The sequence below is a fragment of the Dactylosporangium sp. NPDC051541 genome (assembly GCF_044454505.1).
In the GTDB taxonomy this organism is placed as follows: domain Bacteria; phylum Actinomycetota; class Actinomycetes; order Mycobacteriales; family Micromonosporaceae; genus Dactylosporangium.
In genome coordinates this window covers 1-12,701 of record NZ_JBITDU010000030.1, presented here as the reverse complement: position 1 = coordinate 12,701, position 12,701 = coordinate 1, and the positions used below count along the sequence as shown (strand labels likewise).

General features: G+C 70.7%; 7 protein-coding genes. 6 read left to right on the top strand and 1 reads right to left on the bottom strand.

Going from position 1 to position 12,701, the window contains the following annotated elements; translation table 11 throughout:
* Positions 1-232 precede the first annotated feature (232 nt).
* The 6 genes from ACIA8L_RS54125 to ACIA8L_RS54100 all read left to right on the top strand — a co-directional run bounded on the left by ACIA8L_RS54125 (position 233) and on the right by ACIA8L_RS54100 (position 11,591).
* Positions 233-1,279: a M23 family metallopeptidase gene (locus tag ACIA8L_RS54125; RefSeq protein WP_395917772.1), complete on the top strand. Its 1,047-nt coding sequence runs from the start codon at positions 233-235 to the stop codon at positions 1,277-1,279.
* Positions 1,280-3,224: 1,945 nt separating this feature from the next.
* A complete protein-coding gene (locus tag ACIA8L_RS54120) occupies positions 3,225-6,362 on the top strand; it encodes an amino acid adenylation domain-containing protein (protein WP_395917770.1) in 3,138 nt (1,045 codons plus the stop codon).
* Positions 6,359-7,687, top strand: a complete 1,329-nt coding sequence (locus ACIA8L_RS54115; RefSeq protein ID WP_395917769.1) for an acetyl-CoA carboxylase biotin carboxylase subunit family protein — start codon at positions 6,359-6,361, stop codon at positions 7,685-7,687. Before ACIA8L_RS54120 ends, ACIA8L_RS54115 begins: the two co-directional genes overlap by 4 nt.
* 160 nt (positions 7,688-7,847) lie before the next feature.
* Positions 7,848-9,245, top strand: coding sequence for an ATP-binding protein (locus tag ACIA8L_RS54110; protein WP_395917767.1), 1,398 nt, complete (start codon positions 7,848-7,850; stop codon positions 9,243-9,245).
* Entirely contained in the window at positions 9,238-9,678 is a 441-nt protein-coding gene (locus ACIA8L_RS54105) for a response regulator (protein ID WP_395917765.1), read from the top strand. Before ACIA8L_RS54110 ends, ACIA8L_RS54105 begins: the two co-directional genes overlap by 8 nt.
* A 5-nt stretch (positions 9,679-9,683) precedes the next feature.
* Positions 9,684-11,591 carry a response regulator gene (locus tag ACIA8L_RS54100; RefSeq protein ID WP_395917763.1) on the top strand — a complete coding sequence of 636 codons (1,908 nt, stop codon included), beginning with the start codon at positions 9,684-9,686 and terminating at the stop codon, positions 11,589-11,591.
* A 43-nt stretch (positions 11,592-11,634) separates the two neighbouring features.
* On the opposite strand, the gene ACIA8L_RS54095 is transcribed toward ACIA8L_RS54100, so the two are convergent.
* Positions 11,635-12,369 (bottom strand): response regulator, encoded by a 735-nt coding sequence (locus ACIA8L_RS54095; protein ID WP_395917762.1) that lies wholly within the window; start codon positions 12,367-12,369, stop codon positions 11,635-11,637.
* Positions 12,370-12,701: the final 332 nt, after the last annotated feature.

The window sequence follows — 12,701 nt, the reverse complement described above, 5'->3', positions numbered from 1 at the left end:
GCATAACGGCATTGCGGGGGTACCGCACCGGGCCGGCGGCACACCACAGCCCCACCCGGTCATCGACACCGCAGCTGGGCACGGCCACCCGGCCGTGCCCGGCTGTCACCCGACTCGCGCCGGCCCGCCTCGCGGGCCCAGGCGCTTTTTTGCGTTCCGGACCCGCACGCCCTATCCCGAGGAGACCCGTCATGCCCGCAACCACCCCCGGCAACGACCCCGGCGCAGCGTCATGAGCAGCCGCATCCTCACCGCCGCCGTCGCCTGCCTGGCCGGCGTCGTCATCTGCTGCATCGGCGGCCTCACGGGCCTGGGCAGCATGAGCGGCATCGGCGGCCCGTGCCGCGGTGCCACACCGCCGCCCGGCGGCGACATCAGCCGATACGACACCGAACAGCGCGGCAACGCCGAACGCATTGTCGGTGTCGGCGCCCGCCGTGGCATTCCCGCCCGCGGGCAGGTCATCGCCGTCGCCGTCGCGATCCAGGAGTCGCGGCTGCACAATCTTGGCGACCTCGGCGCCGCCAACGACCACGACTCGCTCGGACTGTTCCAGCAACGGCCGAGCCAGGGCTGGGGCAGCCCGCAGCAGCTCCTCGACCCGGGCTATGCCGCCGGGGCGTTCTACGACGCGCTGCTGCGCGTCGACGGCTGGGCGCGGCTGCCGCTCACCGCCGCCGCTCAAGCCGTCCAGCACAGCGCCTACCCCGACGCCTACGCCAAATGGGAGGCCGACGCCACCGCCCTCGTCGCCGTCGCATCCGCCATCGGGCCGGCAGACGCGGCATCCGGAAACCTGCCGGCCTGTCACGCGGGCTGGGTCCGGCCGGTCGACGCGCCGATCGTCTCACCGTTCCGCGGCCCAGACCGACCCACCCACGACGGCGTCGACCTCGGCGCGGCCCGCGGCACCCCGATCCGCGCCGCCGCGGCCGGGCTCGTCATCACCGTGCGCTGCAACGCGCACCTCGCCGCCGGCGGGCCCTACTCTTGCGACATCGACGGCGACCCGGTCACCGTCCGTGGCTGCGGCTGGTACGTCGAACTGCTCCACACCGACGGTACCGTCACCCGCTACTGCCACATGCTGCATGAGCCGACCGTCACCTCCGGCCAGCACGTCACCGCCGGGCAGTCGCTCGGCGTCGTCGGCAGCAGCGGCCACTCCTCCGGCCCCCACCTGCACTTCGAAACCCACACCGGCCGACCCGCCACCCCAGCCAACGCCACCGACCCCGCCGGCTTCCTCGCCGCACGAGGCGTCAACCTCATGCTTTGACATCGTCCTGCCCACCGATTCGGCTCTGCGATGGATCCGTGCCGCTCAGACAGGCACCCACCGGAGTCCGGCACCCGTGAGGCTATCGACACGCACGCCGACCGAGCCGACGACGACGCGGCATCGCCACGGCTCACCACAACCGGCGCATTCCCACGTCGGGCGTACCCATACGTGGCGGACCCTTCCCCTCATCGGACGCCTCCCAAGGCCGATGTAGTGGATGCGGGCGATGGCAACGGCTCGCGCCGGAAGGGATCCGACCCCCGAACGACTCCGGCCAGGCCGGCGCGATGCAGGACCACGATCTGGCCTACGTCGAGGTCGGCCGCGCGCTGGTGAACCGGCCCGGTACTGGAGCCGGTCGCTGATCATGCCGGCGGACCGCACCACGGCCGGCGCGCCCACTGGCCCAAGGTCGCGGCCCGCCGGCAGGCGCCGATCCCACGAACGTAGACATATCCAAAGTGCGCCACACAGGACGGCAAACGGCTTGGCCGACCGCAAGTACACGCCTGGGGGTCAAGGGGTCGTGGGTTCGAATCCCGCTGTCCCGACACGGAGAATGGCTTGAGCTGGGATAACAGGCTCAAGCCATTTTGCTTCTCGATGGCTCTGCGGAGCGTCCCCCATAAACCCCCGCTTGGACTCTCCGGGGTAGATGGGCGGTCCAGTTGATCAAGGCCGCCAAACTCCCGTCACAGACGGAGATGAACCCCGGTGGAGGCGGCCTCCAGGTCTGAACTCTTCTCGACGCCAAGCAGCCGGCTTCACCTCGCCCTCGGCTCGGCGGTTCTCATCAGGAGTCCACCGTTCCGGCCGGGCCATCCGCCGCAGGCCGGAGACTGCATCGAGCCGGCCCTAGAGCTCGGAGTCGGCCGACAACCGGTCCCGGTACTTACAATCCGAGCATCTGATCCGTAGTCAGATGATCCGATCAGTCTCCTTCGCAAGTACCATCTCATGAAAAATCGCGTCGGTTCGCAAGGGGTCGGTACTCGAACGGTGCGGCGCGTATCCGCAGGTCCACGCGATCTCACCTGACGCCAGCGCTGCCTGCCTCGCGAGCGCTTGGCGTCCGTGCTGATTCGGTGCGGGATGTGCTCGACGGTTGCGCTACGTCCGATCACGTCAGGAACACATCGCGATCCCGCCGATCAGCCGCACGGTAGAGGACCAAACCTGCGGTGCGTGCGTCGGAGTTTGTCACTCGATGTGATGACTTGTCTAGTTTCGGGAATCAGCAAGGTCGCGAGATCACTTCGGGCAGCTGGACCGCCAGTCGCGACGGCCCGAGCCGAAAGAGACCGATGTCCGACCTGCATGCGACCTCGTTGAGCGATTCCTGGCCGTTGACGATGAGCGGCGTAAGTCCGAACGGGTGAATGGTGTGCCCGAGTCATACTCGGGGTGGCCGCGAGATCTGCTGGTGCGGTGGCGGGCTGCGTTGGCCCAACTGCGTCTGGTCCGGTCCATCACTCGTCACCAGGGCAAGCAGTCACCGGCTATGGACCCCGGGCTCTCGTGGGTCGACGAGCGTTGGTTCGAGCTCAAGGTCGACGGTGACTCCGGCATCGCGTTCTACCTACAGACGCCGGAGTCCGCATAGCATGCACTGAGGATTGGCGTGGAGCTGCCACCAGCAACTGTCAGGGGCGTGCCTCCTCGGGGCATGGCACGCCGGAGACTGCGCCGAGGCCCGTCGCCGGCTCAGCGCGGTGGTCGAAGCCCGGGCTCGAAGCCGTACAGGGCGACCTGACGGACTACCCGGCCTAGCGGCAGGTTGAGTTGGTCGCCCGATCGGGTGAATCGGCTCTGATTGTGGCGGCGCTCGGGGCTTTCTCTATCGACAGCCGTGACGTCCGCGTGGGTACATGGAGATGGCTGTGTCGGACTGAGATCCGTTGTACGCCACGGCATCGGCGTGAACGGAGGTGTATGACGCATGTCTGAGACGGCGACCGGCACATGCGCCGGTGGACTGGGCGACGGGCCGCGTAATGCCTACCCGGACGACCGGTCGATCGCGGCGCTGTTCGGCGACGCCGCCGCGCGCGGGCCGGATGCGGTGGCCGTGGTGGACGGCCGGCGGCGCGTCTCGTACGCCGAGCTCGACCGGTGGTCCGATCGGCTGGCGGCGCGGCTGACGGAAGCCGGGGTGCAGGCCGGTGAGCCGGTCGGCGTGCTCGGCGAGCGCAGTCTCGAGGCGCCGGCGGCGATGCTGGCGGTGCTCAAGGCCGGGGCGGTGTACGTGCCGCTGGACCGGTCCGATCCGATCGGCCGGCTCCGGGCGCTGGCCGACGAGCTGTCGATCCGGCGGATGCTGTGGCTGCCGGGTGCGGTCGGGATGCTGGACCGGATTCCCGGGCTGGAGGTCGCCGAGTTCCGTGACGGCGCCGACGTGGCCTGGTCCCCGGTCCGGCGCGGCGGCGGTGACATCGCGTACGTCATGTTCACGTCGGGGTCGACGGGGCCGCCGAAGGCGGTCGCGGTGCCGCACCGGGCGGTGGCACGGCTTGTGCTCAACACCGACTACGTCGAGCTTGGGGCGCAGGACCGGGTCAGCAACACCGGGCACCTCGCGTTCGACGCGTCGGTGTTCGAGGTTTGGGGCGCCTTGCTCAACGGCGCCCGGGTCGTGGTGATCGACGCTGAGAGCCTGGTCGATCCGGTGCGGCTGCACACGCTGTTCGACTCGGCCGGGGTCACGGTCGCGTTTCTGTCGGCGGGGGTGTTCCACCACTGCGCGCGGTCCAGGCCGGCGATGTTCCGTGGCCTGCGGTGCCTGATCACCGGTGGCGACGTGCTGAATCCGGAGCTGATCCGGCGGGTGCTGACCGAGGGACCGCCGGAGCGCCTGCTCGCTGCCTACGGGCCGACGGAGAACACGGCGTTCTCGACCACGTACCGGGTCGAGGCGGTACCTCCCGGCCTGGGCAGCATCCCGATCGGCCGGCCGATCGCCAATTCGACGTGCCGGATCGTGACCGCCGAGGGCGGGCCGGCGCCGATGGGCGAGCCGGGCGAGCTGTGGGTCGGCGGGGACGGTGTGGCGGCCGGGTACCTCAACAGCCCGGACCTGACGGCCCAGCGGTTCGTCGCCGACCCGGACGGACGGCGGCCGGACGCGCGGCTGTTCCGGACCGGCGACCTGGCCCGGTGGTTGCCGGACGGCACCATCGAGTTCATGGGTCGGCTCGACCGCATGGTGAAGTTCCGTGACTTCCGGGTCGACCTCGACGAGGTCCAGGGGGTGCTGTCGCGGTGTCCCGGTGTCGGCGAGGCCGCGGTGGTGGCCGTGCGTGACGGCGGCCGGATCCGGTCGATCGCGGCGTTCTACGTGCCCGCCGCGAACGCCGCCGCGACCGCGGCGCAGGTGCGGGAGTTCCTCGGCGACCGATTACCGCAGTTCATGCTGCCGGCCACGCTGGTGGCGCTGGACCGGTTTCCGCTGACGGGGACGGGCAAGGTGGACGGGGCGGCGCTGGTCGCGACGCTGTCACGGGCGGTGCCTGCGCCGGGCGGCTCCGCGCAACCCCGCGGGCGCGCGCCGCAGACCGCGTTGCAGGCCGGGCTGGCCCGGCTGTGGGCCGAGGCGCTCGACGTCGACGACATCGGCCTCGACGACGACTTCTTCGCGCTGGGCGGCAACTCGCTGACCGCCGCCCGAGTGTTCGCCCGGCTGCAGACCACCTTCGGGATCGACGCGGCGCAGAGCCGGTTCCTGACCGCGCGCCTGCTGGCCGACCCGTCGCTGGAGGCGTGCGCGGCGGCGGTCGCCGAGGCACGTTCGGGCACGCTCGGCCGGGCCACGGAGGGCCCGGCCATCGATTTCCGCCGGGAGGCCGAGCTGGACGTGCCGATCGCCCACCCCCGGCCGGAAGGGCCGCACCCGGCCGCCGGCCGGCCCGCCGGCGAGATCCTGCTCACCGGTGCGACCGGCTTCGTCGGCAGCTATCTGCTCCGGGAACTGCTGCACACGACCGACGCCCGGATCCACTGCCTGGTCCGGGCGCTGGACGACGGGCAGGCGGCACAGCGGATCCAGGCGGCACGGACCCGGTACGGGCTCGGCGAGGTGCCCGGCGGGCGGGTAGTTGCGGTCGTCGGTGACCTCGCTCAGCCGCTGCTGGGGCTGGCCCGTGCGGACTTCGACCGCTATGCCGAGACGCTCGGGCTGATCGTGCACTCGGCGGCATACGTCAACTTCACCTATCCGTACCCGGACCTGGCCAAGGTGACCGTACACGGGGTGAAGCAGCTCATCCGGCTCGCCGGCCAGCGCCTTGGCATTCCGGTGCACATGGTGTCCACCCTCGCGGTGCTGGCCGGCTTCGGCGCCGCCGGCGTGGCCGCCGTCACCGAGGACACCCCGCTGGACTTCCCGGAGCACCTGTACATGGGCTACACCGAGACCAAGTGGGTGGCGGAGGAGCTGCTGCGCGGCGCCGCCGAGGCCGGGCTCGCCGTGTCGATCTACCGGCCGTACGAGGTATCGGGTGACCTGACGGACGGGGCGTGGAACCTGGAGAACGCCACCTGTGCCCTGTTGCGGGTGATCGTGGACCTGGGGGTGGCACCCGACATCGACCTGCCGCTCGATCTGGTGCCGGTGGACGTGCTGGCCGCGCAGATCGTCCACATCGCGCTGACCAGGACCGCGGACACGCGCACGTACCATCTGGCCAACCCGAGGCCGGCGAGCCTCGCCGACATGGTCGACCGGCTGCGCGAGCACGGCTATCCGATCCGGATGGTGGCGTACCCGGACTGGGTCCGCCGGGCCGTCCAGCACGCGTGCGACCATCCGGAGCACCCGTTCACGCCGTTCGTGCCGCTGTGGGTCGACCGCAGCCCGCTCAGCGGCCTGGTGGTCAAGCAGATGTACCTCACCTCCCGCTTCCCCCGGTTCGGCAGTGCAGAGGCCGAGCGCGCGCTGGCCGACCTGGACCGGCGCATGCCGCCGGTGGACGCCGACCTCCTCGACCACTACATCCGGTTCTTCCAGCGCGTGGCGTTCTTCCCGCCCCCGCCCGGCCACACCGGAGCGCCGACGGTGCCGGCGCCGCGACCACCGCGATGACCACGTCCGCGGCGACCGGCGGTGAGCTGCCGCGACTGGCGGTCCTGCTGGACTTCGGTGCGGCCAGCCCGCTGAGCATCTTGGCCGCCGCGCGCGGCCTCGCCGAGGTGGTGTTCCTGTGCGACCGGAGCCTCGGCTACGTCGCTTCGCGCTTCGACGAACTCGACGCCCTGGCGGTGACGTACGACATCACCGGCCGCTCGGCGGAGGAGGTCGACGACGTCGTCCACCGGGCCGGCCTGGCCGGGATCACCACGTTCAGCGAGAGCCAGTTGACCCGGACCGCAGCCCTGGCCGACCGGCGCGGTTGGGCGTTCCTCAGCCCGGCGGCGGCCCGCGCGGCCACCGACAAGTACCGGCAACGCCGGCTGCTCGCCGAGGCGGGCGTGCAGGCCACCCGGTGCCGCACCGTGCGGCGGATCACCGACCTCACCGCCGCGCTCGCCGAGGTCGGCCTGCCCGCGGTGCTCAAGCCGCGCAGCGGCGCCGCCGGCGCGCTGACCTGCCTGGTTACCAGCCCAGCCGACGCGGCCGCGCAGCTGCGTGACTTCCTGGCCGGCCCTGGCCCGTCCGGTCGCGAGTTCGTCGTCGAGGAGGTGCTCGCCGGCGACCCGTCGACCGCCGGACCCGGCTGGGGCGACTACGTCTCGGTCGAATCGGTCACCCACCGCGGCGTGGCCCGGCACGTCGAGATCACCGGTAAGTTTCCCCTCGCCGCCCCGTTCCGCGAGACCGGCTACGTGGTGCCGAGCACGCTGCGCGAACCGGACCGCCGCCGCGTGCTCGACCTGACCTCCGCGGCCCTCGCCGCCCTCGGCGTGCAGCACGGTGCTACCCACGTCGAGATCAAGCTGACCCCGGCCGGGCCGCGGGTCATCGAGGTCAACGGCCGCGTCGGCGGGTACGTCGCCGACCTGATCCGCCGCGCCCGCGGCTTCGACCTGATCCGGGCCTCGTTGGCAGCGGCGCTCGACCGCGACGGCGGCGCGACGGCGGGCGCGAGTCGCCGGCACACGTTCCAGTACTTCCTCACGCCCCCGATGGAGGCGGTCGCGCTGCGCCGGTTCGACGGCGTCGAGGAGCTTCACCGGCAGCGCGGCCTTACCGTCGAGACGTTCAAGCAGGCCGGCGACGCGTTGGACTGGCGCGAGGGGACGCTCACGTACCTCGGCATCGTCCACGGATCCGGTCGCGACCACCGCGACGTGCTCGAACTCGTCGACCGCATCAACCGGACGTTGCGCATCGAATACGTCGTCGCCGGTCACGCTCCGGTCCGGCCGCGGAGCGGTACCGCGGATGATACCGTCGACTACGTAGAGTAGTCGGGTGGCTGCACGGTGCGGGGGTGTCGCGATGCCAGCGGTGTCGTCCTCGGGAACGCGCCGGTCCTCCGTCCCCTCGGACGGCACAGTGCCGCCGGCCACGGCATCCGCTGGCGATCCGGGCGGCCTCGGGGCGCCGTCGTCGGCCGGTGGCCGGCCGGTGGCCGGCACACCGGACCGCATCGACGGCCTGACGTCGATGCATCGCGCGTTCGCGGCGGCGCTCCTGGCCGCGCTGGCGACGTCGGCGGTGTCGGCGGTGGCCAGTCACTGGGCGATGGCGGTCACCGCTGCGGCATTCTTGCCGGTCCTCGCGGGCTTGGGCGTGTTGGCCGACCGGGTCGCGGTCCGGCAGGCCGTGGCCCGTCGCGACGCCGAGCAGGAGGCCGCGGCCAGTCACAATCAACTGCAGGATCTGATCGACAACACGTCCGCCGTCATCTACATGAAACGCATCGACAACGGCCAGTACGTGCTCGTGAACGGCGAATGGGAGCGGCTCTTCGGGGTCGACCGGCAGCGGGTGGTCAGCCTCACCGACCACGACGTCTTCCCGCTCGACCTCGCCGAGCAGCTGCGCGCCAACGACCTCGGCGTAGCGCGGGCCGGCCAGACCGTGCAGTACGAGGAGAGCGCCGAGGTCGACTCGGCGGTGCGCACCTGGGTGTCGGTCAAGTTTCCGGTGCTGGATAGCTCCGGCCAGCCGTACGCCGTCTGCGGCATCTCGACCGACATCACCGAGCGCAAACAGGCCGAAGAGGAGGTACGCCGGCTCAACGCCAACCTCGAGACCCGCGTACGGGAACGCACCGCCGAGCTCGAGGCGTCCACGCGGGAACTCGACGCGTTCGCCTACTCGGTCTCGCACGACCTGCGCGCCCCGCTGCGCTCCCTGCACGGCTTCAGCGACGCCCTGCTGGAGGACTATCTCGACGTCCTCGACGAGGAGGGCCGGGACTACCTGCGGCGGATCCAGCACAACGTGCAGCGCATGGGCCGCATGATCGACGACCTGCTCGACCTGTCCCGGGCCACCCGCGTGGAGCTTGTCCGCGAGACGGCGGACCTGACCCGTATCGCCCGCGACGTCCTCGCCGAACTCGCCGCCAACGACCCGCAGCGTACCGTCACCACCCGGATCGCCGACGGCCTCCGCGCCTACGGCGATCCGCAGCTGATCCGCATGGCCCTGCACAACCTGCTCGGCAATGCGTGGAAGTTCACCGGCAAACGCGCCGACCCCGTCATCGAGATCGGCCGTGTCAAGCACGACGGCGAGGAGATGTACTTTGTCCGCGACAACGGTGCCGGGTTCGACATGCAGTACGCCGACAAGCTCTTCGGCGCATTTCAGCGGCTGCACCCGGTCGCCGAGTTCGAAGGCACGGGCATCGGCCTGGCCATCGTCGCCCGGGTGATGCACCGGCACGGCGGCCGGATCTTCGCCCACGCCGAGATCGGCAACGGCGCGACGTTCACCTTCAACCTGGCCACCGCCGTGCCCCACGACACGCCGACCGCGGCGCCGGCCGCCCTCGAGGAGACAACGCATGAATGAGAGCACCATCCTCCTCGTCGATGACAGCCCCGATGATGTGGCGTTGACGCTGCGGGCGTTGAAGAAGAGCAACATGACCAACCACGTCGACATCGCCGCGGACGGCGAAGAGGCCCTGCGATACCTGCTGCCCGAAGCCGGCGGCCCGAGCAACCCGCTACCGGCGCTGGTCCTGCTCGACATCAACCTGCCCAAAGTCAACGGACTCGACGTGCTACGCGCCGTCCGCGCCCACGAACGCACCCGGTACCTGCCGATCGTCGTGCTCACCACGTCCACCGAGGAACGCGACATCATCAAGACGTACGACCTCGGCGCGAACAGCTTCGTGCGTAAACCCGTGGTCTTCGCCGAGTTCCTCGAAGCAGTCCGGGTGCTCGGCCTGTACTGGCTACTGGTCAACCAGCCGGCGCTGACCCGCAACGGCACCTGACCGCCATGGAGACCGTGCGGCTGCTACTCATCGAGGACAGCGAGGACGACGCGATCCTGGTCGTCAACCGACTGCGCCGCTCCGGCCTCACCATCGAACACCGCAGGGTGGAAACCGCCGAGGCGATGTCCGCCGAGCTGGACCGCAGCCCGCCCGACATCGTTATCTCAGACAACAGCATGCCCCGGTTCAACGCCGAGGCCGCCCTGAAGCTGCTGCGCCGGACCGGTCTCGACATCCCGTTCATCGTCGTGTCCGGCCAGATCGGCGAGGAGTCCGCGGCATCCCTCATGCGCGCCGGCGCCCACGACTTCGTCCTCAAGGACAGCCTGTCCCGCCTCGCGCCCGCCGCGCACCGCGAGCTGCGCGACGCGCGGGACCGCCAGGAGCGGCGCCACGCGGAGGCGGCCCTGCACACCGCCAGGGAACGGTTCCGGCTCATCGCCGAGCACCTCAGCGACGTCGTCGTCAAGTACCGGCTCACACCCGGCCCGGCGATCGAGTACGTCAGTCCCGGCATCGCCGCCCTGAACGGCCACCAGCCGAGCGTCCTGTACGACCGGCCCGAGCTCATCTTCGACGCAGTACACCCCGACGACCTCGAACAGGAGCGCCAGGCCTGGCAGTCGCCGCCACCGCAACCCTTCCTCACGCGGTGGCGGCGACCCAACGGCACCGAGGCGTGGATCGAGCACCGACTGGTCGCGGTACACAGCGACGACAACGCAACCGTCGCGGTCGAGGGGATCCTCCGCGACGTCACCACACAGATTCAGGCCGCGCACGAACGCGAGGAACTGGCCCGTCAGCTGCATCAGGCCGAACGGCTCGACTCCCTCGGCCAACTCGCCGGCGGCATCGCCCACGACTTCAACAACCTGCTCCACGTCATCAGCGGGTACGCCGACTTCATCCTCGACGAACTCGGCCCGGGCCACCCGTGCTCCCGCGACGTGGACGCCATCGCCGACGCCGCCCGCCGGGGCGCCGCGCTGACCCGGCAACTGCTCATCTTCACCCGGCTCCAACCGTCCCGCCCACAGCTGGTCGACGTCAACGCCGTCATCGCCGACGTCGAACGGCTGCTGCGCCGGACCATCGGCGAGGACATCGACTTCGTCATCAGCCCCGACCCGGCAATCAACTGTGTCACCATCGACCCCAGCCGCCTCGAGCAACTCATCATGAACCTCGTCGTCAACGCCCGCACGGCCATGCCCAACGGCGGTGAGCTCAGTATCAAGACCGCCGCACTGGACGGCCGCTTCGTCCGCCTCACCGTCACCGACACCGGCTGCGGCATGACCCCCGAGGTCCAGCGCCGCGCCTTCGAACCCTTCTTCACCACCAGCAGCACCGGCAAGGGCAGCGGCCTCGGCCTGGCAACCGTCTACGGCGTCGTCCGCGATGCATCGGGCACCATCACCCTGTGGTCGGAACCGGAACGAGGCACCCGATTCACCATCGACCTGCCCGCCGCCGACCTGCCCATCGCCTCGCTACCCCAAACCACGGCCGCCACCGCCACCAGCGGCGGCGCCGGCGAACACATCCTGCTCATCGAGGACGACCCGCGGGTCCGCGAGACCACACGACGCCTCCTCAGCAACAGCCGCTACCTCATTACCGACGTACCAACCCGCGACGACGCACTCGAAGCCATCCGCGACGACCGCAACCAGTTCCACCTCTGCCTCTCCGACGTCGTCATGCCCGGCATGACAGCCCCCGAGTTCATCGAACAACTCCGCGCACTGCGCCCAACCACGCCGATCATCCTCATGTCCGGCTACGCCGCCGAGAACCACAGCAGCCGCAACCTGCCCGAGGACATCCCCATCATTGCCAAACCCGTTGACGCGGCCACACTCCTACGCGGGATCCGGGCCGCCATCGACGCCGCGACGCGATGAACGCAACGCGGATGGCGGGTGGTGGCGGTGGGCTTGTTGCCGATCATTCCGCGGATGATGCCGCCTGTTTGAGCGACCGGTCGACCGCGGTGAGCACGGGGGTCCGGGAGAACGGCTTCTCGACGAGGATCGCGGCCGCGTCGAGCTGGTTGCGGTCGCCGAGGACGCCGGCGGTGTAGACGATCGGCAGACCCGGCCGGTGTCGGTGGATGGCCTGCGCCAGTTCCGGGCCGGTCAGTGTGGGCAGCACCACGTCGGTGATGACGAGGTCGGCCGGCAGGCCGCCGTCGAGCAGCTCCAGCGCCTGCACCGGGTCAAGGCAGACGGTCACCCGGTAACCCGCGCGGTCGAGCAGCCGTTGCACGACGGCGGCCAGTTCCGGGGAGTCCTCCAAGACCAGGATGTGGGTTCCGGCTCGGGCGCCGCCGACCGCCAATGCGGCGGCCTCCCGAGGCGACGCTGGTGGCGGTGGCGGGTGGTCATCGTAGGCCGGGCGGTAGATCTTCACTGTGGTGCCGTGTCCGGCCTCCGAGTACAGCTGGGCCACACCGCCGGCGTTGCGCACGATGCCATAGACACCGGCCAGTCCCCGACCGGTGCCGTGGCCGACGCCTTTGGTGGTGTAGAAGGGCTCGAAGGCGTGTGCCAGGGTTTCGCTGTCCATGCCCAGTCCGCTGTCGGCGACAGCGAGCCGGACGAACCAGATCTTGTCCGGACCCTCCGCGTCGCCGGCACCAGTTCGGCACGATCCAGCAGCAACCAGTCCCAGTCGATGCACAATCGTCCGCCGCGAGGCATCGCGTCGCGGGCGTCGGCGGCCAGGTTGACCACCACCTGCTCCAACTGGCCGCGGTCGATCCGCACCCGGCGCGGCGGTGCCGAATGCCCAATGGTCACCAGCTCGACGTGTTCACCGAGGGTCCGCCGCAACATCGGCGTGAGGGCGGTGATCACGTCGTGCAGGTCCGATACCTGGGCCGTGCCGGACTGCCCGCGACCGAACGCCAGCAACTGCCGGGTCAGCCCCCCCCCCCGGGCGCCGGGCCCGCCGGTCTGTGGCGCCCCCGCCCGGGGGGGGGGCCGCGGCGGCGGGTCGCGGCGGCGCCGCTC